The organism is Xenorhabdus sp. NBAII XenSa04, from assembly GCF_963866145.1.
Classification (GTDB): domain Bacteria; phylum Pseudomonadota; class Gammaproteobacteria; order Enterobacterales; family Enterobacteriaceae; genus Xenorhabdus; species Xenorhabdus indica.
Map to the genome: position 1 here is coordinate 1 of NZ_CAWMEB010000439.1, position 23,800 is coordinate 23,800.

Consider the following 23,800-nt stretch of genomic DNA (forward strand, 5'->3'; position numbering starts at 1 on the left):
TTTAGGGCATTTGCTGAACATTTAGCTTTGCCAACAGACTATGCGCGTCCAGCACAACTAGGCTATCACGGAAAAATACACAACTCCCGGATACCTTACGAAACGTATGTGCAACTACGCAAATTAGGCGAACAGAGCGGTACGACTCTATTCATGATGCTGCTTACCGCCTATAAGGCTCTGTTGTTCCGTCTGACGACTCAAGAAGATCTTGTTGTCGGCGTTCCTATCGCTAACCGACATTATCAAGGCATTGAAAAGACCATTGGCTTGTTTGTTAACACTGTCGCTATCCGCAGCCAATGTACTCCTGAGATGCCGTTCAACGACTTTTTAGAAATCGTTAAAAACAATACGCTGGATGCTTATGAACATCAGGATATTCCGTTTGAAAGAGTCGTAGAAGTACGTTCCTATTGATAATGATTATCCAGCAGAGAGAATCAATCTCATCCTGAATGATGCGCAAGTACGGTGTCTGGTTACTGACAGCGGCACCATGCACAAATGCAAAGCATTTCTGCATCCCAATTACAAACGCTATCCTATCTTTAGCCAATTAACCCGCAGAGACTTAGCCTCCATGCTTGAGCTACTTAAAATCGATATACCAACAGCGGGAACTCTTGGTCTGGAAAATAGTTTGTTTAATGGCTGTGCCTGGCTAATGGGAGCCTTAGATGCTATCACGTTAGCGCTCACCAAAGTCTCATGCAATTAGCTTCACTGTGCCATTGGGCTTAATGTATGCGGTTTCTATGCGTGTGGGGCAAGCCTCAGGTGCTGGAAACTGGCATAAAGTGGGTAATTTATCCTGGATTGGAAATATCCTAATCCTATTATGGTCATCATTGACTATTTCAAGATGCACAAGCCTCTGTGATTATTTCTGGAATAAGTTATTGGGGAATTGGATTACCCATCGCATGGTGGCTATCTCAGTATTTACTGGGCCCCACTGGCGTATGGTGGGGAATGTGCTCCGGGTTGTTTATCGCTTGTTTTGTAATGCAAATTCGGTTGCAAATACTATTACGGCAACGCGTACCGAAGATCGCCTGATACAACGAGTGACCGAATTCGGCGATACCGCGTTGATCTCTAATCACACAAGAGATAATGAGATCTATCGCGAACGCCATAACATCCGTTTTGCATCATTTCAATGGCTCCGGCCAGTGTGCCAGGGAACTTAAAGGCTAAGTCCATCGTTTCGACTAAAAATATTTTTCTAGCTGTATTTGTACTTCGTTTTTATCGTAACTGTATTGCCAGCTTACATTGCTACGATTGTGCAAGTGGCGGAAAGTGACAGAAGGTGTCATCCCCAAGATTTTGCTGGCAGTAAATCTAATGGAAGCGGTATAGATCTGTTCATTATCTTGACGTTTGGCACCCAGTAATGCGCTGTAGGCGCCAAAATGTTGCGTTTTCAATGTGGCAAACAGCGAGCCATCAATACCGGAATAAAGTGTCCCGGCTATCCCCGCAGTAACTCCCCATTGTTGATAGCGAGCTGCGGGTTGTTGATTGTTTCGATGGCTCCAGCCAGTGCCGCCAAACAGAATAAAACCGTTGCTGATAGCATGAGAGAGATTGAAATAAGATGAGGAAAGTTCGCCGTTTTTCCAATGATAAAGCGGCTGATAATTGAGCCACTTATGTTCAAATTCAGCGCTGAGGAAGGTTTGATCAGAGATAGCCCATTGCCATTCTATTTTCGCAGCGACAGCATGGTATTCGGTAATCCCGGCTTGTTGTTTATATTCAAATAAGGGAGCAAAAGATAAGTTATGATTCCTGCTTTTAAAGTTGTAGCCACTGACCAGCAAAAACGTGTTTTCGTTTCCGCTATGGTAATGAGGATAGACCTCACCATCAATCATTCCACGACCAAAAATGCCGTGGTGACCAACAAGCTGGTAACGCCGGTTTAATGTAACATGATAAGCACTTCCCCATTCTTTGATCGCTTTTGGTATATCCCGTTCAATTTTACATTCTCCTTTTAAGGCAAGCAGGCAGTCTGGTTTCGTATTTGGAGACATATTTACATTATCGTCATAGACGTAACTGAGTGAAAATGAACTGTGCCAGCGGTTTCTTTGAGTTATTGCTTTTATATAACCGTCGATATTTTTCAAAACAATTTTAGGTAGTTGATGCTGTTTACTTAATTCAACCATTAACTGTTTAGCTTCCCGATTTTTGTGATCCTCAAAATAGACACGGGCCAATTCCAATTTGATGCGGGTGAAATCCGGTTTTTGACGCAGGATTTTTTGATAGAGGGAAGCAGCGAGAGTTAAATTTCCCTCACGACGTGCCAGACCACCTTGGGCAAAATTGACCAATATAACATCATGTCCCGGCAATTTTTGGTAAGCCGACAAAAAGCATCTTACATCTGACCATTGCTGATAATTAATGGCAAGGTACAGGGCTTGACCGATATCTTTAAGATTATTTTCAACCTTAAATTTTTGCCCATGAATCTTTATCGATTTACAAAAAACAATTGGCGAAATCGCATTTGATATATCATTGGCGTAGCCTGTTGAAAAAAGACATGATGTCAGTAGTGACATAAGTAATACAGGCACGTTTCTCTTGCCAGTCATAGGGGGAACCCGCTTGCAAAATCCATCTTCTGAGCAGAAATAGTGATACAAGGCCGTAATAAATAAGGCAGAAGATGAAGAAAAGAAGAAGATAACAGTGTCAAAATGGCACTGTTATCTTTGTGAAATTAGCAGCTACTGTTTGTTACCGCCAAAAGCAGTGTCTTTACTTCTGTCGCTATCAAATTTGGCATACCCCGCTAAAGCAGAGGCAGAATCACCGTAGAATTTTCCATCGGTGACACCATTAATATTTCCATTGGCTGTGGCTTTGCCTGAAAATCCGGCATCTTGATTGATATTGGCATCAATACCTATATTGAGTGAATTATTGCTGAGTGAGCCATTCAGTTTTTGAGTATCAAAATCAGCGACTAGCCGACCGGAGAGAAGGTTATGACCATTATATTGGCTCAGGCCTTTCACCATATAGGTTGCCGTACCGCCTTTTGGCATATTGGTTGTAACATCTTTACCTGTATAAAAAACAGTGTGAGTCTTATCTGATTTATCTGGCGTTTTTTGTGCCCATTCACCGAAGTAAACTTCCGCATTGGGAACTTGAGCAACATCAATATATTGATTCTCGATATTGAGAAAACCCTTCAGTTTGAAATCATAGATGCCATTATTGTCACGTTTGGCCATGCTTTTTAGTTCAGATGCGGTGAAAAGTTTATCTTTCACGATGGGGAGAGAGATACCAATGGCGGGATCATTATTTTTCTCTCCGAGTATAAGATGTGGTGTAGTTTCTGTTTGGCTTATACCATATCCAACTTTTGCTTGAGCCTGTGTTATCAATCCCAAGGCACCTAATATGGTGATTAATATATTGACCTTTTTCATTAATAACCTCACTAAGTATACTGTTATTCATTTATAAATGGTTTCTCTGGTCTCCCACTTTGAATAAATTACACTCAGAAAATATCGATGTGAATAATAAGTGATGATTTGTTAAAAATTGGTTAATAATTGTTGGGCGTAATATCCCTTGGTGACGTGATGCCTATCCAAAGAGCAGATATCGCTGTCATAAGAACAAAAATGCCGATCTTCAAGGTCGGCATTTTGTTGTGAAAGAAGAGATTAATTTAATGTTTTAACGCTTCAATTTTATCCCGGCTCAGTCCGGTACTGGTGACAATAATGTCCAGGCTGACACCATGCCGTAATAATGCGCGGGCTGTTTCCAGTTTGCCTTCCTCCCGGCCTTCCGCTCTGCCTTCTGTCCTGCCCTGCTCGCGCCCTTTTTGTTCAAGCTCTTCTGCAATGGTCATCAACATTGTTTTATGCTCCGGGGATTGTTCAATCAGTTGATGGACAAATTGTGAAAGATTCAGCGTATGTCCATTCAGTAAAATATAGCTTAACACAATATTACGCTGTTCGTCGCTATTATACCCCGCATTTAGCAGGGCCACCAAATGGGGGACCCATTCCAGCATATCCCGGCAGCGGATATGCTTTTGCACCAGTTCCAGCAATGCAATGCTTTTGTGCGACAGGATCTCTTCATCACTGAGCACACTGACATCCACCAATGGAAATGACTGATGGTATAAACGGGCCGCCTGTTCCGGGAGCGCAAAGCAGTCCAGCCATCGATTTGAGTAAGGATATGGTCGAATTTCACCGTGATAAAACAGCAAAGGGATGACCAACGGCAGTGTTGTATGGCCTTTTTTCAGATGGGTCGCCATGGCTGACATCGCATAATACATTAACCGCCAGGCCATCAACGGGTCAGGCGTGGACTGATGTTCAATCAAACAGTAAATGTACCCTTCTCCCTGTGTTGTCTCAACTGAATACAGCACATCGCTGTGTAATTGACGTAACTGACGGTCCACAAAGCTGCCGGACTCTAGTTTCAGGGTGGTTAAATCGCACAATGAGCGAAGCTCTTCGGGCAGATACAGGGATAAAAATTCCTTGGCCGTATCAGGCTGCGTTAAAAAATGTTTGAATAACGCATCATGGTGAGGCTTTTTTGCTTTCTTTGCCACAATCCGTCTCTCTGTTTTGTCGGTTGTTCAAGGCGATACTCTCGCGGGAAAATAGGCAATCCATAACTAACCTATTATACCTGTATCCGACCAATCAATCAGTTTTGTCTCTATACAACACTCAAGTTCAGTCAATGTTTGTCGCGTTATGTTTATCCAGCCAACATTCTGTCCGGGCATTAAATGCTTGCAAAGTGGCAAATCCTGCATAGTTATTGACGACACTGTAAGCCCCTTGCTGGAAGGGAAAAGACCACATAGCAGTGACGGGTAGTTTGAGTAACTTGGTTATCATCAAACCTAAAACCCCTTGATGGGCAACTATGAGTTGATTTTTCCGGGCAGTATCAGAACAAGAAATAGCAGAATGCAGATCTTCAGTATATTCCTCTACCCGCGCTGAAAAATGCCGGAATGGCTCTCCCTCGGTTGGACAACCATTTTGCCAATCTGCCAACCAATGTAACCAAGCCTGTGGCTCTTCATTGGCAATATCAGTGTGATGGCGCAGTTCCCAGGCCCCAAAGTCTAACTCATTAAGACGGTGCTCACTTTGTATGGTTAATTCAGATCTATTTGATTGCGTAATAATTTGGGCGGTTTGTTGTGCCCTCTGCATTTCACTACAGTGGATAGCGTGAAAAGTGATGTTTTTCAGTGCATCAGCGACTTGCTGTCCCTGCTGTATCCCAATTTCAGTCAAAGGTAAATCAGTTTTACCACAAAAGACATTATCAATATTGGCTCGTGTCTGACCATGTCGAACAAGAAACAATCGCATCTGATTATTCTCTCCTTATTGATTTTGTCTAGTGCTGTCAACGTTTACTTCCTTCAACGTCTATTGCTTTCAAATATCATGGCATGACTTCACTGGATTTGTGTCCATGCATTAACTGGTAAATCCGCGCAATATCCAGATGCTCGCGCATACTGGCAGCCAATATATTAAATTGTTTTTCTTTGTATTGGCGGTAATTAAAAGCCATATTTTCCAGTGGAGCGTAACCTTTTCTGATACGCAATTGATTTAATAACGGTCGGGTAAACGTGTTTTGATCAAATAAACCATGCAGGTAACTTCCCATTACCAAACCATCTTGTGCAATAGCTCCGTCAAACCATGTTTTTTCTTCACCATTATGTAAATGCATTTTGGCGAAAGGCATTGCCTGCTTACCAAGCCGGGTAGTTCCCATATGGATCTCATAACCCACAATAGGTTGTTCGCTGCATAATTTCAGCATACCTGATAACACAGGTAACACGACTCCCCTGACCTGCGCGGTCTGTTTTTCGCTACTAAATTCTGTTTCAGTATCCAATAAACCTAAACCTGCCATTTGAATTAAGCCGGATTCCACTCCATCCACAATCTGCTTACCCAACATTTGATAACCACCGCAGATCCCGATAATCGGCACATTTTTCTGCCGCGCTGTGATCATTGCCTGCTCAAAGCCCTGAGTTTTCAACCATGCCAAATCTCCTAACGTATTCTTGCTACCGGGCAGAATAATGAGATCGGCGTCCTGAAGTTCAGAAGGCTCGGAGACATAGTGTAAATACACATCCGGTTGAGCCGCCAGAGCATTGAAATCGGTGAAATTAGCAATATGAGGGTATTGAATGACAACAATATCCAGACAATCTGCTGTCTTTCGCTTCTGTTGGTCATATTTACCCACCTGCAAAGCAACGCTGTCTTCATCTTCCAGATCAAGCTCCAGCCACGGCAATACCCCCAATATTGGTACTTGTGTTAAGGCTTCAATCTGCTCAATTCCTGATTGCAACAAAGAGATATCACCACGAAATTTATTGATGATGACACCCTTAATGCGGGCTTTTTCTTCGGGTTTAAGCAAAGCTAATGTGCCGTAGATGGATGCGAATACACCGCCGCGATCAATATCTGCCACCAAAATGACAGGGGTATCCACTAATTCGGCCATGCCCATATTGACGATATCGCGATCACGCAGATTGATCTCTGCCGGACTACCCGCGCCTTCTAACACGATGATATCCGTTTCTGCTGCTAACCCGTTATACGCCATCAAAATCTGCTGAAGCAATTGGGGTTTATGCTCGTGATATTCCACCGCGTTCATGCTGCACATGACTTTCCCCATAAAAATCACCTGAGCCTTGCGATCGCTGGTGGGTTTCAGCAATACAGGATTCATACGCACATCCGGTGCAATCCCGGCTGCTTCCGCCTGAAATATCTGCGCTCGTCCCATCTCTTTTCCATCTGCGGTAATCCCGGAATTAAGCGCCATATTCTGGGATTTAAAGGGAGCACAACGATAACCATCCTGTGAAAATATCCGGCAAAATCCTGCTACCAGCACACTTTTGCCTACATCAGATGCTGTTCCCTGAACCATCAGCGATAATGTCATTCTGTTTTCTCCCTTATTCTAAGGTGACTCTTCTACGGTGGTTTGTTCCGTGAGTAATGGGTCTTTGACAGTATTACTTCGCAGTATTTGCAGTAATAGAGAAAAGTTCTTGCTCTGTTTTGCACAGAGGTAATCCGCCTTCAGTGTGTACTTTTACCAGCCACGGTTGTGCCAAACCCGCTTGTTCAAGCTGTGTTTTTTGTAGTAATACTGTCTCAGGCTTGCCGGAACTGATCATCTCCCCATTTGCCAGCACATATAAACCATCACAAATCTGGTAGATTAAGTCTATGTCGTGACTGGAAATAATGATCCGTTTTCCCTCAGCAGCAATCGTATTGATAATATCTAACATTTGCTGACGACCAGCGGGATCAAGTCCCGCCGTTGGTTCATCCAGCAACAAGTAATCAAACTCCATGACCAGCGCCCCTGCAATGGCCACGCGTTTTTTCTGACCAAAACTCAAATATTGAATCGGTTTATTGCGAAAAGTATGCGCATCTACTCGTGTCAGCGCATCTTCAATTCTGCGCTGTATCTCAGTTTCATTAATACCCAGGTTACGTAAACTAAAAGCAAGATCGCTTTCGATATCGGTATAAAAGATTTGTTGGTCAGGGTCCTGAAACACGGTGACAACCCGCTGGCGCAAGTCCATCAACCCTTTTTTGCTGTAATCCAAAGGGGCATTATTCCACCAGACCGCCCCTTTTTGTGGACGCAAGATGCCGGAAAGATTCATTAGTAAGGTTGACTTACCACAACCATTCGCCCCGATAATTCCCGTGACTTGGTGGCAATTAAAATCAAGTGTCAAACCTTTCAATATGGGTTCATCCTGATAACTGAAATACAGTGTCCGAGTTTCTAACATATTGTCCCCTCCTGTTTTTTCTATCCATGTTTTCCAACTTTCATCCTATGTTCCTATAACCTCTTATACCTTCAATTCATGTACATCATTCATAAATGAAAATCACCCTGATATAACTTGAGTTCCAATGCCACACTCATTTGCTGATAACGACTCATCACCCGCGCAAACAACATGCTGATCAACATTGCCAGTGATCGGTAACTTGTCCGTAAAGAGCGATAACCGAACCGCAGTGATTGCGCATGATGAATCGCTACCGCTTCCTCTAAAAAGATAAAAATAAAACGCCACGTCAGAAGGATTTGTTCAATCAGCAGATGAGGAACGCGGCAAAATTTAAGTAACTTGATCATCTGTTCAAAGGGCATGTTCATCATGAACCAAAATGTTGCAGATAACGCAGCAAGGCTACGCCAGAGAGTTTGGTTAGCTATCTGAATGCCTTGCGGATCAATACCGAGCCAGTATTGACCGACTCGGAATCCCCATAGCAAACTTTCCGGCTGAGTGCCTGCGGATAACACTATGGCAACTAAGCCAAATACCAGAAATCCGATGGGGATTAACAGCCATTTCAGGTAACGCAGCAAACTGATCCGCAGCAGATAGCAAGTCAATAAGGCAAGACCAATCAACAATAGAGCTTGCCATCGCGGAGAAAGTACCATCGCCAAAGTCATAAACAGGAGATACAGGGCGAATTTCGCCCTGGGATCTTTATCACACCAACGACTCTGGTAGCTGAGTTTATCTATTCCGATCATGTTCTTTCCGTTTACGGTGATAATAGCCAAAAATGTAGAAAATCACGGCTGTACCCAAACTTCCCTGCAAGGTAAACAGCAGGCTTTCAATTTCGCCACTGGCAGGTTTGTATAAGGATTTAAACCACGGTGTATAATCTGGTGCTATTTCCATGATTTGGGCTTCTGCCTGACCATCTGCCCCGCCGAACTCTCCTCCATGTTCAATAAAAAATGGGATAATGCACAATGCAGCAACAAGGGCCAGTAATATCAATGTTTTTTTCATTTTCCACACTCCTGCTCATTGACGGTATCTAGAAACTACGAGCCTGAATTAATTGTCTTTTTACGAGTTGGTCATAAATCAGTACGGTCAGTAACCCTTCAGCCACTGCGATAGGAAGTTGAGTCATACAGAAAATGCCCATGAATTTAAGGATTGCCGTTCCCATGCCCAGTTGTGGATCAGGGAAAGCGACGCCTAACTGAATGGAAGTGACGGCATAAGTGACAATATCGGCAACAAAGGCACAGAAAAAGACGCCAACATCTTTGCGCACTCCCATTTTGCAGGAGAAACGCCATATCAAATATCCTACCAATGGACCAATCACCGCCATCGACATCCCGTTAGCGCCTAATGTGGTGATACCACCGTGCGCCAGTAATAAAGCCTGAAACAGCAGCACAATTGCGCCAAGTACTGCCACAACGGAAGGGCCGAACAAAATCACTGCTAATGCCACACCAGTTGGATGTGAACAACTTCCGGTAACAGAAGGAATTTTTAAGGCAGAAAGGACAAAAATAAAGGCACCACACAGTGCCAGCAAAACTTTCTGGTTACTCTCCTCTTGGACAATGTGACGTAACCTTACCAACCCTGCCGCCAGAAAAGGCAGAAAAGCCAGCCACCATGCCACAGCCCACATTGGAGGTAAAAAACCCTCCATGACATGCATCGCGAAAACTTCTTGCGGTGCCATCACCAAAAACAGTGCGATAATTACGCCAATTAACGAAAATCTCGTCAGTTTCTGTTGCATAACTCACCTCGATAATTGCCAGTTTTTATTAATCAAAATTGTTGAAAAATAAGATAATTCTTGCCTGCATTCTTTTTCACTGAGAGACAATGTGGTGAGATCGTGCCAACATTGTTCAGTCGGCAAAGTGGCATCAGCCATCATCAGTGCATGTTCCAAGAGGTTGTGACGTTGTAACAAATCACGGATCAGGGGAAAACGTGAATAGACTTTCATCAGGACAAGGCAATCGTGATTGAGCAATGCTTGCTCCAGAACTGTTTCAGAAGCGGTACAGGAAATAACCGCTAATGTTTGATCTTCCATTGCCAGAGGCATCATGCTGGCTGCGGCAATAGCAGAAAATGAGCTGATACCCGGTACTATTTCCAGCCACGGTGGTGCTGTCCATGCAGGAGAGTTCATTTGTTCCGATACCAGCCGCTGCAACAGAAATACCCATGTACTAAACAGCATCGGATCACCCAACGTGATAAAACCGACTTTTCTGCCATTCGCCACTTCCTCTTTTAAAGCCTGTGCGACTTCATCCCACACCGCTTTTTTTGCTGCCATGTCCGCTTTCATTAAAAAGTGATAAGTGAAAACTTCGGTTTTCGGCGAAAGGTATTCTTCAATAATGGAGTGAGCCAGACTTTTGGCTCCTTTCTTTCCCGTTGGGGTATAAATCACATCCAGTTCAGAAAGAATACGTACTGCCCGTACAGTGACCAGATCACTGGCACCGGGACCAACGCCCATAACATACAGTTTTCCTGCTGTTGCTTGTTTATCTTTTACTTGTTCGTTCATAAGGCTTTCTCCTGATCACTTAGTGCGTCAGCAAGGTGATCGACAAACATCTGCCGAATCATCGGGTTTTCTCCCAATCCCTGTAACCGGGGAACAGCGATTATTCCTGATTTCTCCAACTGTGATTTCCAGGAGTCCTCTTCATCTGAAGCCATATCATTGATGGCATGATCGCCTGCCACCAACATCAATGGCATCAAATAAACCTTACGGATTCTTTGCTCTTTTAATCCTTTTATAACCAAAGGAAGTTCGGGATAGCTTTCAACCGCGCCAACCCGTGCCGGAAAATGGTAATGGTTCATCAGGTGATCAAGACAGGCGTAGGCAGAAAAAGCATGGTGTTCTGTACCGTGCCCCATAAAGACGACACATTCATTCTCTGCCAGTAAAGGAAGCTGATGACGCAATGCCTGCATCAATTGCAGGTAGTCATCAAAATGGCTGAGTAACGGCGTGCCCAAGACTAATCGCTTAAAACGAGGGCGAAATTTTTCAACTTCACGCAGCACTTTTTCATACTCATCACCATTAATGATATGCAGGCATTGAACAGCAACATCGTTATAACCTGCGTGATGCAATCTGGTCAGTGCATCATGGGGAGTATCAATATAAATGCTATCGCGCTGGCGTAATTTTCGAATGATCATGCCAGAGGTAAATGCCCGAAATAGATCCCTGTCTGGAAACACTGATGCCAACTGTTGCTCACAGGCTTCAATGTTGTTTTTCAACGTTTCGGGATAACTGGTTCCGAAACTTATCACCAATAATGCCTTTTTCATCTCGCTTTTCCTTATTGGTTTATTGACACATAGGTCTATTAATACATAGCTCTATTGATACATAGCGCTACTTACATGGGAAAATTCGCCAATAATTGCCCCATTTCTTCCAATCCATTGGCTTGCGTGATCCCCTCACCTTCAAATTGCTGCTTTGGACGACAGAGCACAATGCAGGGCAGACCGAGAGAAAGACATGGTTCCACCTTCTCCATGAAACCACCCTGATCACCAGATTCTTTGGTTATCACGACTTCTGCCTGACAAAATTGGTAAAATGAGCGGTTAAAATCGGCACTGAATGGGCCTTTCAGGGCAAAGATCTGATCGACCGATAAACCACAAGATTCACACATTGCCAAAACGTCTGCTGTCGGCAAGACACGGGCCAATACCGTTTTTCCTTTCAGGTGAGTCACATAATCAGCCAATTGTTTACTGCCCGTTGTCAGCAAAATACGCGTTCCCAGATTGACCGCGACTTTGCAGGCTTGCTCAATAGTTGCCACTTTGTAGATGAGAGGATGTGCAACCGCATCAATATCACTGGGACGGATATAACGAATAAGAGGGAGTCCCAACTTTTGGCAGGCGCTAACAATGTTTTGACTTAACCGTTCGGCGTAAGGATGAGATGCATCAATGACCCTTTTTATCCCGCGCTGTTGCAGATACTCAACCATCGACTCAGCTTCCATCCTGCCGGTAACAATTTCACCACGAATCCCCGTCGCCTGCTGTGCCCCGGCGGGTGTCGCCACCGACAGGCAATAATCTATGCCGACAGTATCCATCATCACGCAAATCTGGCGGGCATCACTTGTGCCGCCAAAAATTTGGATCAGTGGCCGTTTCATAACTTGTACCCTCTCGGCGTGATCATTAGCCCATCACGTATATAAGTTGACTGATTGCCCACTATCACCAGGCTGCGCATATCAACACGGGAAAAATCCATTGAACCAAAAGTTGTCAGCCATTTATCTTCATGTTTACGTCCCGCCGCTTTCACCACACCCACGGGGGTTTCTGCCGATTTCCACGGAGCCATCAAAGAAAATGCCCGTGCCAGATGTTCTTCCCGTCCACGGCTGCGCGGATTATAAAAACAGACCACAAAATCAGCCTCTGCCGCCGCCCGTACCCGTTTCTCGATCAATTCCCACGGTGTCAGCAGATCGCTCAGGCTGATATGACAAAAGTCATGCATCAGCGGCGCACCAAGCAAAGCAGCACAAGCGGTACTTGCCGTCACTCCTGCTACCAGCCTGACTTCGACATTGCGCTTTTGCTGGCTGACCAACTCCAGAATCAAACCAGCCATGCCATAAATACCCGCATCACCGCTACAAACCACCGCCACGTTTTTACCCTGTTCGGCCAGCTCAATGGCGGTCTGACAGCGTTCAATCTCTTTACACATGCCAGTTTTGATAATTTCTTTATCGCCTACCAGTGGCTTCACCAAATGGGTGTAGGTTTTGTAACCGACCACGATATCAGCCGCTTTCAATGCAGCAATTGCTTCCTGCGTCATCATGGCTTCGCTGCCGGGACCAATTCCAATGACAGTTAACATAGATGCAATACTCCTAATGTGATGGTGACGCCCTGCTCACGCAGGGTATGGCCAACCAGATGACCCTGGCTCATTGACCAGGCCACAGGTTGGGAGACACAGCCTATGCCTACCGTTTTGCGGACAAACTCAGAAACCGGGAATGTTTGTTCACACTCGGCAAGCTGATTAACAGAAAAGGTTTGGAATGGAATCTGACGCTCTTGGGCCAATTGGATGAGCGCAGGTTCGTTTTTTTTCAGTTCGATACTGCCGACGGCTTTTAATGCCAAAGGTTCAAGGTTATGTTCCAGCAGATGGCGTTCCAATAATGCGGTGAGCCGTTCAGCTTCAACTCCTCGTCGGCAACCGATTCCTGCAACGATACGACGAGGAATTAATTTAAAAGTGGGGATTGCCAGCGCCAGATTTGTCCGTTCATAACTGACGTAGACCAGAGCGTCCAGCTCAGGCCGATCCTCCAGAGCGTCAACCGGAATGAACCCGCGTGTGTCATAGCGTTTTTTTTCATCGTGCAAATTGGGATGCCACCAAATTCCTACCCGCTTGCCATTGACCAGCATTTGATTAACGGCTTTGACATTGGCACGGAAATTCTCCATTTTTCCATCAATTTGTTGCGATAACAGATCCAGTGCTGCGACCTGATTGACATCTGTTGCAGTGGTAATCACCGCCTGCCCGTCAAGGATATCTGCAATCTGTTGTGCCAGTTTATTCGCACCTCCCATATGTCCCGATAATAAGCTGATGGCAAACTGGCCTTTCTCATCCAGCACGACAACTGCCGGATCGGTCATTTTATCCTTGAGTAAGGGAGCGATAACCCGAATGGCGATCCCCGTCGCGCCAATCATGATCAACGCGTCATATTGAGTGAAAACTTTACGTACTGTACTGGCAAAACCGCCTTCAAACGCGATAAATCTGCTATCTGCATTCACCAGTTCAGGGGAAGTGAAACAATCCATTGCTAAATGGGATTGCAGACGACGAGCTAACGCGATGCCACCTTCTGTCAGGCAAAACAAGGCATATTCTTTGTCAGGTGACATAGAGTTAAGTGGCCTTGTCATTAGGTCAGGCATTGTGTCAGGCGCTACGGTATTCATGGCTGAACCTCGCATCGTACAGTTTCGAATAGTGATACTCTTCTCCAAGAAAAGCCCCTACCAGAATCAAGGCCGTTTTACGAATGCCGGCGCTACGTACCTGTTCATCTATCGTCTCCAATGTCCCCCGCACAATCTGACAGTCTGGCCAGGTTGCTTTGTAAACCACGGCAACCGGGGTTTCCTGCGCATATCCGCCCTGAATCAAGCGCGCAACAACCTTTGTAATGTTCTGTACCGACAGGAAGATCGCCATTGAAGTCTGATGAGCGGCGAAGGATTCCAGCGTTTCCCGTGGCGGCATCGGGGTTCTGCCCTCCATCCGAGTGATAATCAAACTTTGTGCGACTTCGGGCACGGTGTATTCCACTCCCAATTGCGCAGCAGCGCCAAGAAATGAGCTCACGCCGGGCACAGAGACAAAACCAATAGTATGATTTGCCAGTTCTTCCGCCTGTTCACGGATGGAACCAAACAGTGACAAATCTCCCGTTTGCAGGCGAACCACCAATTTTCCCGCTTTCACGCCATTCACCATTAACGCCGTGATTTCCGATAACGTCAGTTTCGCGCTGTCATGGCATTCGGCATCTGCACGGCAATACTCCAGTAATTCCCGATTAATCAGCGAACCGGCATAAATCACCACTTGAGCCTGACGTAATAATTGATAACCTTTCAGTGTAATCAGACTCTTATCTCCCGGCCCTGCACCAACAAACCAGACTTTACCGGAATCAAAACTGGCGCTATTCATATGTTCAGTCATTGTCCTGCTCCTTTTGCCAATCCCTCTTGCGCTTGCGCAAAGTCTTTCTGACAGGACAACATATAAGTGGGATTATTAGGTTTGAAATAATGTCCTTGCCCTAATGCCGTCAGTTCTCCCACCTGAATTTCACGCCCATCCAGCGCTGTCACCCGACAAGATTTCAGATGCGACAATGCTTGCGTGAAGTTTTCCAGCAGGATAAAAGTCATTACCAAACGTCCTCCGGAATTCAGGTGCAGTAACGCCCAATCAATGATTTCAGTCAGATGTCCTCCCGTTCCGCCAATGAAAATAGCATCCGCAATGTTGTCCAATGGCACAGGGGCAACTCCAGACTGGATGCAGATCCTATGGCAGCCAAAATGCTGAATATTTTCAGCAAGGAGTGACAGGGCCTCTTCTTTGCGTTCAATGGCGAGGATATCCAATGCGGGATAGCGCAATGCCGCTTCAATACTGACGCTGCCAGTACCCGCACCAACATCAATAAAACGGCCGGCTTTTTCCAGCTCCAGTCGTTCTAACGCCAGCACTCTAACGACTTCTTTGGTCATTGGGATGCGATGACCGCGCAAAAACAGTTCATCTTTCATCAGGATCACCATTTAAAATCACCACGACATTCAGTCCATAATTAATCTCGCCGCGTTGCACGACTTCTCCTGCGGCCAGACAAATAATTTGCTCATGTTCATGGGATAAATTTTTACCAATCACCATGCGACGTTGCTGTCCTCGCGCCAGAATTTCTTGCGCAATCTGGTAGGGACCAATAATGTCATCCGTTACCATGGCGATTTTTTCGTGTTGAAGCAGCCAGTCAAAATTCGGTTTGCGTCCGTGGCTACTGGTGAGGTAAATGTCGTTCATATCTAACAAAATTTGGGCGCACAAATATTGGATCGAGCTGATACCAGAGATTATGCGGATATTTTGTCTGCCCGCATTTTGCTCGCCAGTATGTAGTCCAGAAATATGTAACCCAGAAAAATGTTCGGTAATTCGCTTGCCAATGCCATAAAAGAGCGGATCGCCCGAAGCCAGCACAACAATTTGCCGATGCTGATTCTGTTCAAGCCACTGCATTAATCCATCTACATCAGCATTCACACGACGGGTTTCCCCATTAAAATAGGGAAATTCATCAAGATGGCGTTTTCCTCCGACCAAGACTTCTGCCTGCCTGATAGCCTCTAACGCAGCTAACGTTTGGTTTGCAGTGGCACCTGGGCCAATACCCACAACAGTAATCATCAGCAACCCTCCATAAAATCCTTCACTATTTCGTCTACAGGCCGATTGCAGCCCAACACTTGATTATCAAAGGAGAACAGAATGGCATCGCACTGTGGCCTGCCTTTGGCGAAACGCAACATTTGATCGATACGACCACAGATTTTCCGGGCAATTTGTTGATGCACGGCCTGCCAACCTTGCTCTGCAATCAACTCAATCGCTGCTTCGGTGGTATCACATTGGTCTACTGCCTGAACCAGTTCGAAAGGGGCTCCCATCAAGGCCAGATTAGCGATCAGCGTTTCCATGCGTCCATCTGCAATATGGCTGTGGGTATGGAAAATACCGGCGGCGATTTTTATCAATTTGCCGACATGCCCTACCAGCATGACATGGCGAAACTCCAAACGTACCGCTTCTTGCAACATATAACCGACAAAATTGCTCATTGTGACGACATAATTAGCATCAATACCCAACTGCTGGCTGACAAAACGCTCACCGTGATTTCCCGGCACAAAAATAATGCGATCCAGCCCGCTGGCTCGTTTAGTCTCTAATTCCAGCGCCAGAGAACGTTTCCAACTCTCTTCCGACATCGGCATCACTATGCCAGTCGTACCGATAATCGAAATTCCGCCCTTAATACCTAATCTGTCGTTATAGGTTTGCTTTGCCCGTTCTTCACCTTCAGGGGCAAAGATGACGATATCCGCCCCACGGTTCGGCCCGATCGCCTCCCGTACACCTTCTTCAATGGTATGGCGTGGGGTTTTATTGATAGCCGCCCAACCAATAGGCAAACCCACGCCTACCCGCGTAACCCTGCCAATACCTTCACCACCCTCCAGCGTGATCACGCCACTGTCATTCAGGGAAACACGGGCAAAAATCAACATACCGTGGGTTGCATCCACATCATCGCCACCATCTTTGCGGATAGCGGCAACCGCCTGCTGTCCTTCAATCAAAGGCTGCTCGACATTCAAAGCCAATGTGACACCAGAAGGCGTGACAATCGAAATCTGATGAATAATCTGCTGACGCAAAATCATTAACGCCGCCACGCGTGCGGCGGCTGTAGCACAAGAGCCTGTGGTGTAACCCTTGCGATACTGTTTCCCTCTGTGCCAAATCGTTCCGAGGTTATCGACGGGTTTATCATCGTTCGATTTATCGCTGACTTCATTCATGCCTTACCTCCGGCATCCGGTACAGAATGGCGTTGATAATAGCGGCGGCGATATTGCTGCCTCCCTTGCGGCCTTTTGCAGCAAGGCAATTTAATCCGCTATTGATAAGGGCATTTTTTGATTCCTCTGCGCCAACAAACCCAACGGGCACACCAACAACAGCAATTGGGGTCACTGGATGTTCCATCAAACGAAACAGCGCAGTCGGGGCATTGCCAAAGACAAAAATCTTCTCCCCCGGTTCTTGCAGGGCCAGATCGACTGCCGCCATTGAACGGGTAATTTGCTGTGCTTTTGCCATTTGAATGGTGCGGGGATCACTGACATAACAACGGCATTCACTACCGTACTGTGCCAGCCGGGCTTTATTGATGCCAGACAGCACCATTGTCGTATCGGTATATAACGTACAGCCACGTAATATACCGTCGCGAATAAGGCGCAAAACATCAGGAGAAAAATAGAGAATATCAAGCCAGTCAAAATCAGCGGTGGTATGGATCACTCGTTTGATCACAGCTTCTTGATCTGCATCGACAAAGTGATAATCAGGACGCGACTCGACAATAAGCCGGCTGATGATGTCAAAGCTATTTCGTTCAATCTGTTGGGGTTGTCGGATGTAATTGTTCATGTTGCTCTCTCCTTATACCGTCACACTGGCCAAACTATGCAGCAGCGCAAACAACAGGAGTGCCATTACTGATGCCACCTTCATCATCTGAACAGACTGTGGAATATCGTCAGGAGTGACCTCGCGCCTTGCATCACCAATCCACGGCTTTTCGACAAGCTGATTAAAGTAAACATTCGGCCCGCCAAGACGGATGCCTAATGCCCCTGCCACCGTTGCTTCCGGCCAGCCACTATTGGGGCTACTGTGTTGATAACGATCACGCCAACCGATATGCAGTGCCTGCCGAAAATCTAAACCCTGCCATTTCGCCGCCATCGCCAGCAGTAACCAGCCCAAACGTGCAGGCAGCCAGTTCGCCACATCATCCATACGCGCTGAAAACATTCCCAGTGCCCGATAACGCGGTGTTTTATAACCCACCATTGAATCAAGGGTATTGATAGCTTTATAAGCCATAGCAAGTGGAGCACCGCCAAGCATTAAGAAGAACAAGGGTGCAATTACACCATCCACACTGTTTTCTGCTACAGTTTCAATCGTGGCACGGCTGATTTGTGGCGTTTGCAATTGAGAAGTGTCCCGGCCGACAATTTTTGCAAGTTGTTCACGGCTGGCATTCAAATCCCCCTGATACTGTTTTTCCTGACACTGTTTTTCCTGACATAAAGCTTGATAAACATCATTTGCGGCATCACTCAGGCTACGTGCTGCCAACACGGTATAAATCAGCCAAATTTCAGCTAACCACCCTAGCCAAAATGTCACGCCATAGGCCAACTGCAAACCCCAATAGCTCGCTAACCAGACACTCCCCACGACTAACAACCATAACAGTACGCCACCCCATTTCAGGCCAGTTTCTGACCGACAAAACCGGCGGATAAGTTGCTCAGTCTGATTGATAAGTTGCCCTATCCAACGCACGGGATGCGGCCAATGAGGAGGATCACCCAATTTCATATCCAGAAGAAAAGCGGCAAACCACAATAAGACTGTCATAACAGCCTCCGTGCCATCATCAGCCAGCGATGGAGCAAACCAGGGCGTTGGGCAAAATGGATATGCAGATAGCCCGCCAGCGTATTGCCGTTCTGGTAGCCGCCCTGCCAGCTTTTTTGTGTTTCTTTTGATGCCCCTTTAACACATTGAAAAACAGGCGGTTGAGACGTGATAAAATCCGAGTAATGGAATTCATGCCCTCGCAGCGTCTCTCCCTTCGCAACTAAAGGCGTATCACGCAGTGCAGAGGCTTCGCAGTAACCAAAGCGTTTCAGGTGATCGCCCATCCGGCTTTCACCGGCAATCAAGCCCACCATGTTATGCCGTACACCGTCAGCATCAATCAGGGCATCACCGAGATACATCAAACCACCGCATTCCGCATAAATGGGAATGCCTTTTTGATGCGCCTGACGTAATGCGGTATGTATGGCGTCATTGGAAGATAAGGTTCGGGCATAAATTTCAGGGTATCCCCCACCCAGATAGATCATCTGGCATTCAGGTAACTGATGATCATGCAGAGGGCTGAAACGTTTGATAGTCACGCCTGCTTTTTCCAATAACAACAAATTATCGGGATAATAGAAATTGAATGCTTCATCTTCTGCCAGAGCCAGTGTCAAACCCTGCCCGATTAAGGGATCAACCAGAGAATCGATACTTCCTTTTGGTAAGGAAGATAGCCGGGTTAGTGCCAGCAACTTATCCAAATCCACCGAGTTTTCAATCTGCTGAGCAAGACGAGACCAGCACGCTTCGTACTGATTTTTGTCATCACACTGTTTGCCCTGTTTTTGTGCAGGGATCAGCCCAAGATGGCGGGAAGGAAGGGTAATCTCTGGCATAACAGGAAGCCGCCCCAAAACAGGGATACCGCAATACCCTTCAATTGCCTGTTTTAATAACTGGAAATGGCTATCCCGATTGACGCGGTTGATCAGCACTCCCACAATATTGACCGTCGGGTCGAATTGCTGAAAACCCATCACGGTAGCGGCAATTGAGGTAGAAACCGCTTTACCATCCACCAATAAAATCACCGGACTGTTAAGTTGTTTTGCCATCGCCGCACTACTGCAATAATTGGGGTCTGTACCATAGCCATCGTATAACCCCATGACCCCTTCAATAACCGCAACATCTTTATCGGCCATAGCCTGGCTAAACAAACCATTCAGGATAGGTTCGGGCAGCATAAAAGCATCAAGATTACGCGAAACAATCCCTGTCACAGCGCGATGCCAACCACCATCCAGATAATCAGGCCCGATTTTGAACGGCTGTACCCGCAGTGAACGGTTCATCAAAGCACGCATGATGCCCAACGTAACAGTTGTCTTACCACATCCGCTGCCTGTACCGGCGATGACAAAAGCATATTTTTGTTGCATGTGCTTACCCCAAAACATTCAAATCCTGTATTGGTGTTAAAATCGGACTTATTTTTAAGTCGGCATCGTTTTTAAGACGGTATCGCTTTTAAGATGGTATTAGTTTTAAAATCGCATGAGTATTAGGATCCTCAATTAATATTCTCAATCATTGATATGTATCAAACAAAAGGGTTTTAATTCACTTTAGACAGAACAATTAATATTGCATGAATAGTCTGAAAAAATAGTCTGAAAATCAACTATTCATTCCCGCCTGAACAAATAAGCCATGATTAAAAAACAAGTTTCATGCAAGAACACAACAGGAAAATACATTTATTTTCAAAATACACATTTTTCATCTTTATAAAAACACCCTTTATTATTTTTGTGATCTTGTTCATGGTTACTTATTTTTAAAAACTTTTTTTAGTTTAGATAAAATAAAAAATAATATAACTCAATAAACAAAAAAACAGATAAAAATACATAATATATTGAATTTAATCACATTTATTTTAACAAGAAAAAATATAATTCATTAATATGATAAAATGACTTTTATATGGGTAAATATTTTCAATAGATAACAAATTTCGACTTGAAAATTATTCATACTCAAAAATAAGAATATTGATATAAATCAAATTTACCTATCTCCTATTGAGGTAATAATGATGAAAAAATTAAAACAGATATAACAAGCTTTTTAAGAACAAGAAAATATCATTAATAAAATAATGAATAAAAAACATAGGCCAGAGTAAAGGAGTCTTTTTAAAAATATAAAGAGCGACCTCCCTGTTTTGATGAGAAATATATTTTTGTTTCTTTGATTATTTAGATTTTAAATTCATAGAGGTAATCCAATGAATAAAGGTTATGTGTGGTTAGTGGGTGCAGGCCCAGGTGATGCAGGTTTAATCACGGTCAAAGGATTACACTGTATTCAATCTGCGGATGTCATTGTTTATGACCGTCTCGTCAATCCTGAACTTATTGCCCTGAGATCAGATCACTGTGAAATTATCAATGTTGGAAAAGAACATGATTACCACCCCATCCCACAGGAAGACATTAATCAAATTCTGGTAAAACATGCACAGGCAGGAAAGCGGGTTGTCCGTCTGAAAGGTGGCGATCCTTATGTCTTCGGCCGCGGAGGAGAAGAAGCGGAAGTATTGGCACAACAGGATATTAAATTTGAAATTGTGCCGGGGATCAGTTCTTCAATTGGTGGATTAGCCTACGCTGGCATCCCTGTTACCCACCGCAATTACGCATCAAGTTTCCATGTTGTAACAGGTCATACCTCTCAAGGCAATGAACAACAGAACTGGGAGATACTTGCCCAATTGGAAGGAACATTGATTATTTTAATGGGGATGACCCGCTTGATGGAGATCTGTCAGCAATTAATACTCTATGGCAAATCCCCTACAACCCCTGCGGCAGTGATCATGTACGCCAGCCATCCCAAACAAAAGAGTGTGACAGGCACACTGGAAACGTTGGCGGCAAAAGTGGAAGAAAAAGGGCTACATGCCCCTGCCCTGATTGTGGTTGGTGATGTCGTCAATTTAGCGGAAACACTTTCCTTCTCACCGACTTATCTGACACTCGGTGAGCTATTCCTTACATTGGAGAATCGCGCTGAGGAAGCAATATCATGAATGAACATGGCGGCAATATCATTGGCATTGCCCAACAATATGGCCTGCCAGCCGATGACCTGATTGATTTCAGTGCTAATATCAATCCGTTAGGCGCACCTGAACGGGTTAAGGCATTGATCAAAAATAGTCTTGCCGATATCGAGAAGTACCCGGATGTGGAATATCGCCATTTGCATCAGGCAATTGCAAGGGCTCATCAATGTGATTGCACAAAGGTAATAGCCGGTAATGGCGCAACAGAACTGATCTATGCTGTCGTCCGTTATCTCAATCCTAAACGAGCTTTGCTGCTTATTCCGGGATTTGCTGAATACCGACGAGCCTTGCAGCAAATTGGAACAGAAATTATTGACTATCCGTTAACAGAAGAAGCCGGGTTTCAACCTGACTTACGCCTGTTTGATACGCTTGCGATAACGAAACCCGATTGTGTTTTTATCGCCACGCCCAATAATCCCACCGGATTAATGCCGGATAACCCGTTTATACAAGCGCTGGTGGAATATTGCGAGCGTCAGGGGATCTCGCTGATTGTCGATGAATCCTTTATTGATTTTCTGCCTGATAAGCGGGGATTGATACCTCAATGTGCAGTCACTCAACATCTTTATGTATTGCGTTCAATGACAAAATTTTTTGCCATCCCAGGTTTACGTTTAGGCTATTTAGTCAGCGGAAATACAGCGGGGATTGCAGAGATGAAAAACCGGCGTGAACCGTGGTCAATTAATGCCTTTGCTGCGCGGGTTGGTGAGATTTTGTTTGATGAGCATGATTATATTTCTGCGACACATCAATGGCTGAAATCGCAGCAACATTATTTATGCAGTCAATTGTCAACCTTCCCTGAACTGACGGTCTGGCCGCCATCGGCTAATTTTCTGTTCTTCCGCTGCAATCAGCCTGACGTTGATTTATGGCATACCTTGCTGAAACACCGATTGTTAATTCGCCATTGTAAAAATTATGCCGGATTAGATGAACGTTACTATCGTATAGCTGTGCGCAATGAGGGAGAAAATCAGCGCCTGATCGCAGCCATGCAGCAGGTTTTGATTTATGGCTGAAGCCGCTTGCCCCGCTTCCTGTGGAGAACTTATACAAGGGTGGCTGTTTGGTGGAGAAAAATTAATCTCTTGCCCAATCAATTGGTTCAGTTATGTTTCTGTCAGTGAAGGAAGCCCGATACCATACGAACGGCCACGTATGCGGCAGATGGTAAATTTATTGCTGGATTACTGGCAGGAACCACCTGAATTGACGGCTGGCTTGCGTATTGAACATCAATCAACGATTCCAATCGCCAAAGGTATGGCCAGCAGCACAGCCGATATTGCGGCGACCGCCCAGGCCACTGCCAGATTATTGGGCAAGTCACTGACCAGTACAGAGTTAGCACAGCTCTGTGTCAGACTGGAACCCACTGACAGTACCATATTCGAACAATTGACGTTGTTTGATCATCTCACTGCCCGGACTCAAATTCCTTTCGATTGGCAACCGGATATTGATATTTTGCTATTGGAAAGTTCACAAACAATTTCGACAGAAACATACCATCAACAGGATCATGACGCACAATTACGAAATAACGCCCCGCTATTCCGCCAGGCATGGCTGCAATTTCGTACAGCGAACCAATGGCATGACAATGATCGTCTTGGGGAGGCCTGCACATTAAGCGCCATCGCCAGCCAAGCGATACTGCCGAAACCCGGTTTTGATCAACTGCGGGATTTGGTTGAACAAACTGGGATCTATGGCCTGAATGTTGCTCATAGCGGCAGTGTTGTTGGCCTGTTATTCAATTCACATCACCATGATGCAAATTACCTGCGCTGGTGGCTGCATCAAAAGAAGATCACTGGATACTATCCGAAAATTCATCAAGTCAAACTGATTGCGGGCGGTGTCCGTTAAAAATCAG

General features: G+C 45.2%; 27 protein-coding genes. 6 read left to right on the forward strand and 21 right to left on the reverse strand.

The genetic code is table 11. The annotated features are described in order from the left end of the window. The 3 genes from AAC147_RS18690 to AAC147_RS18700 all read left to right on the forward strand — a co-directional run. Nucleotides 1–420 (forward strand): condensation domain-containing protein (locus AAC147_RS18690; protein WP_047683721.1); only part of this gene is annotated, 420 nt, incomplete at its 5' end. A 79-nt stretch (nucleotides 421–499) separates the two neighbouring features. Beyond that, nucleotides 500–721: a hypothetical protein gene (locus AAC147_RS18695; protein ID WP_156115394.1), complete on the forward strand. Its 222-nt coding sequence runs from the start codon at nucleotides 500–502 to the stop codon at nucleotides 719–721. A 7-nt stretch (nucleotides 722–728) separates the two neighbouring features. After that, nucleotides 729–1,196 carry a hypothetical protein gene (locus tag AAC147_RS18700; protein WP_156115395.1) on the forward strand — a complete coding sequence of 156 codons (468 nt, stop codon included), beginning with the start codon at nucleotides 729–731 and terminating at the stop codon, nucleotides 1,194–1,196. 21 nt (nucleotides 1,197–1,217) lie between these two features. On the opposite strand, the gene AAC147_RS18705 is transcribed toward AAC147_RS18700, so the two are convergent. The 21 genes from AAC147_RS18705 to AAC147_RS18805 all read right to left on the reverse strand — a co-directional run bounded on the left by AAC147_RS18705 (nucleotide 1,218) and on the right by AAC147_RS18805 (nucleotide 20,215). Continuing rightward, nucleotides 1,218–2,621, reverse strand: a complete 1,404-nt coding sequence (locus tag AAC147_RS18705; protein ID WP_047683726.1) for a porin family protein — start codon at nucleotides 2,619–2,621, stop codon at nucleotides 1,218–1,220. Between the two features lie 135 nt (nucleotides 2,622–2,756). After that, complete coding sequence (locus AAC147_RS18710; protein WP_047683728.1) at nucleotides 2,757–3,470, reverse strand: Slam-dependent surface lipoprotein; 714 nt, start codon at nucleotides 3,468–3,470, stop codon at nucleotides 2,757–2,759. A gap of 248 nt (nucleotides 3,471–3,718) precedes the next feature. Beyond that, nucleotides 3,719–4,633: an Rpn family recombination-promoting nuclease/putative transposase gene (locus tag AAC147_RS18715; protein WP_047683729.1), complete on the reverse strand. Its 915-nt coding sequence runs from the start codon at nucleotides 4,631–4,633 to the stop codon at nucleotides 3,719–3,721. A gap of 127 nt (nucleotides 4,634–4,760) precedes the next feature. Beyond that, the gene (locus AAC147_RS18720; protein WP_047683734.1) at nucleotides 4,761–5,414 is read right to left on the reverse strand and encodes an adenosylcobalamin/alpha-ribazole phosphatase; all 654 of its coding nucleotides are present in this window, start codon (nucleotides 5,412–5,414) and stop codon (nucleotides 4,761–4,763) included. 76 nt (nucleotides 5,415–5,490) lie between these two features. Beyond that, nucleotides 5,491–7,041 (reverse strand): cobyric acid synthase, encoded by a 1,551-nt coding sequence (locus tag AAC147_RS18725; protein WP_047683738.1) that lies wholly within the window; start codon nucleotides 7,039–7,041, stop codon nucleotides 5,491–5,493. 73 nt (nucleotides 7,042–7,114) lie between these two features. Further along, nucleotides 7,115–7,918 (reverse strand): ATP-binding cassette domain-containing protein, encoded by an 804-nt coding sequence (locus AAC147_RS18730; protein ID WP_047683742.1) that lies wholly within the window; start codon nucleotides 7,916–7,918, stop codon nucleotides 7,115–7,117. A gap of 89 nt (nucleotides 7,919–8,007) precedes the next feature. Beyond that, a complete protein-coding gene (locus tag AAC147_RS18735; protein ID WP_047683745.1) occupies nucleotides 8,008–8,685 on the reverse strand; it encodes an energy-coupling factor ABC transporter transmembrane protein in 678 nt (225 codons plus the stop codon). Continuing rightward, nucleotides 8,669–8,953 (reverse strand): energy-coupling factor ABC transporter substrate-binding protein, encoded by a 285-nt coding sequence (locus tag AAC147_RS18740; RefSeq protein ID WP_038268444.1) that lies wholly within the window; start codon nucleotides 8,951–8,953, stop codon nucleotides 8,669–8,671. The genes AAC147_RS18735 and AAC147_RS18740 overlap by 17 nt, the downstream gene beginning before the upstream one ends. A gap of 28 nt (nucleotides 8,954–8,981) precedes the next feature. Next, nucleotides 8,982–9,713 carry an energy-coupling factor ABC transporter permease gene (locus AAC147_RS18745; RefSeq protein WP_047683748.1) on the reverse strand — a complete coding sequence of 244 codons (732 nt, stop codon included), beginning with the start codon at nucleotides 9,711–9,713 and terminating at the stop codon, nucleotides 8,982–8,984. Between the two features lie 3 nt (nucleotides 9,714–9,716). Beyond that, nucleotides 9,717–10,505, reverse strand: a complete 789-nt coding sequence (locus AAC147_RS18750; RefSeq protein ID WP_047683750.1) for a cobalt-factor II C(20)-methyltransferase — start codon at nucleotides 10,503–10,505, stop codon at nucleotides 9,717–9,719. Continuing rightward, nucleotides 10,502–11,293: a sirohydrochlorin cobaltochelatase gene (gene cbiK / locus AAC147_RS18755; RefSeq protein WP_047683753.1), complete on the reverse strand. Its 792-nt coding sequence runs from the start codon at nucleotides 11,291–11,293 to the stop codon at nucleotides 10,502–10,504. The genes AAC147_RS18750 and cbiK overlap by 4 nt, the downstream gene beginning before the upstream one ends. A gap of 71 nt (nucleotides 11,294–11,364) precedes the next feature. Further along, on the reverse strand, nucleotides 11,365–12,150 hold the full coding sequence (locus tag AAC147_RS18760) for a cobalt-precorrin-6A reductase (protein WP_047683755.1): 786 nt from the start codon (nucleotides 12,148–12,150) through the stop codon (nucleotides 11,365–11,367). Further along, complete coding sequence (locus tag AAC147_RS18765) at nucleotides 12,147–12,872, reverse strand: precorrin-3B C(17)-methyltransferase (RefSeq protein ID WP_047683756.1); 726 nt, start codon at nucleotides 12,870–12,872, stop codon at nucleotides 12,147–12,149. Before AAC147_RS18765 ends, AAC147_RS18760 begins: the two co-directional genes overlap by 4 nt. Further along, complete coding sequence (gene cbiG / locus AAC147_RS18770; RefSeq protein WP_047683787.1) at nucleotides 12,866–13,948, reverse strand: cobalt-precorrin 5A hydrolase; 1,083 nt, start codon at nucleotides 13,946–13,948, stop codon at nucleotides 12,866–12,868. Before cbiG ends, AAC147_RS18765 begins: the two co-directional genes overlap by 7 nt. Nucleotides 13,949–13,964: 16 nt before the next feature. Continuing rightward, nucleotides 13,965–14,753 (reverse strand): cobalt-precorrin-4 methyltransferase, encoded by a 789-nt coding sequence (locus tag AAC147_RS18775; RefSeq protein ID WP_047683759.1) that lies wholly within the window; start codon nucleotides 14,751–14,753, stop codon nucleotides 13,965–13,967. Further along, the gene (locus tag AAC147_RS18780; protein WP_052189647.1) at nucleotides 14,750–15,349 is read right to left on the reverse strand and encodes a decarboxylating cobalt-precorrin-6B (C(15))-methyltransferase; all 600 of its coding nucleotides are present in this window, start codon (nucleotides 15,347–15,349) and stop codon (nucleotides 14,750–14,752) included. Before AAC147_RS18780 ends, AAC147_RS18775 begins: the two co-directional genes overlap by 4 nt. Beyond that, nucleotides 15,339–16,010: a precorrin-6y C5,15-methyltransferase (decarboxylating) subunit CbiE gene (gene cbiE / locus AAC147_RS18785; protein ID WP_047683761.1), complete on the reverse strand. Its 672-nt coding sequence runs from the start codon at nucleotides 16,008–16,010 to the stop codon at nucleotides 15,339–15,341. Before cbiE ends, AAC147_RS18780 begins: the two co-directional genes overlap by 11 nt. Further along, nucleotides 16,010–17,185: a cobalt-precorrin-5B (C(1))-methyltransferase CbiD gene (cbiD, locus tag AAC147_RS18790; RefSeq protein WP_047683764.1), complete on the reverse strand. Its 1,176-nt coding sequence runs from the start codon at nucleotides 17,183–17,185 to the stop codon at nucleotides 16,010–16,012. Before cbiD ends, cbiE begins: the two co-directional genes overlap by 1 nt. Next, nucleotides 17,178–17,819, reverse strand: coding sequence for a cobalt-precorrin-8 methylmutase (locus tag AAC147_RS18795; protein ID WP_047683767.1), 642 nt, complete (start codon nucleotides 17,817–17,819; stop codon nucleotides 17,178–17,180). The genes cbiD and AAC147_RS18795 overlap by 8 nt, the downstream gene beginning before the upstream one ends. Nucleotides 17,820–17,831: 12 nt before the next feature. Then, nucleotides 17,832–18,821 carry an adenosylcobinamide-phosphate synthase CbiB gene (gene cbiB / locus AAC147_RS18800; RefSeq protein ID WP_047683769.1) on the reverse strand — a complete coding sequence of 330 codons (990 nt, stop codon included), beginning with the start codon at nucleotides 18,819–18,821 and terminating at the stop codon, nucleotides 17,832–17,834. Then, a complete protein-coding gene (locus AAC147_RS18805; protein ID WP_047683771.1) occupies nucleotides 18,818–20,215 on the reverse strand; it encodes a cobyrinate a,c-diamide synthase in 1,398 nt (465 codons plus the stop codon). Before AAC147_RS18805 ends, cbiB begins: the two co-directional genes overlap by 4 nt. Nucleotides 20,216–21,066: 851 nt before the next feature. Between AAC147_RS18805 and cobA the strand changes: the two genes are divergently transcribed. Genes cobA through AAC147_RS18820 form a run of 3 tightly spaced genes read left to right on the forward strand, consistent with a single transcriptional unit; the run spans nucleotide 21,067 to nucleotide 23,793 of the window. After that, on the forward strand, nucleotides 21,067–21,870 hold the full coding sequence (gene cobA / locus AAC147_RS18810) for a uroporphyrinogen-III C-methyltransferase (RefSeq protein WP_047683774.1): 804 nt from the start codon (nucleotides 21,067–21,069) through the stop codon (nucleotides 21,868–21,870). After that, a complete protein-coding gene (gene cobD / locus AAC147_RS18815) occupies nucleotides 21,867–22,940 on the forward strand; it encodes a threonine-phosphate decarboxylase CobD (RefSeq protein ID WP_047683776.1) in 1,074 nt (357 codons plus the stop codon). The genes cobA and cobD overlap by 4 nt, the downstream gene beginning before the upstream one ends. Beyond that, nucleotides 22,933–23,793, forward strand: a complete 861-nt coding sequence (locus AAC147_RS18820; RefSeq protein ID WP_047683779.1) for a GHMP family kinase ATP-binding protein — start codon at nucleotides 22,933–22,935, stop codon at nucleotides 23,791–23,793. Before cobD ends, AAC147_RS18820 begins: the two co-directional genes overlap by 8 nt. Nucleotides 23,794–23,800: the final 7 nt, after the last annotated feature.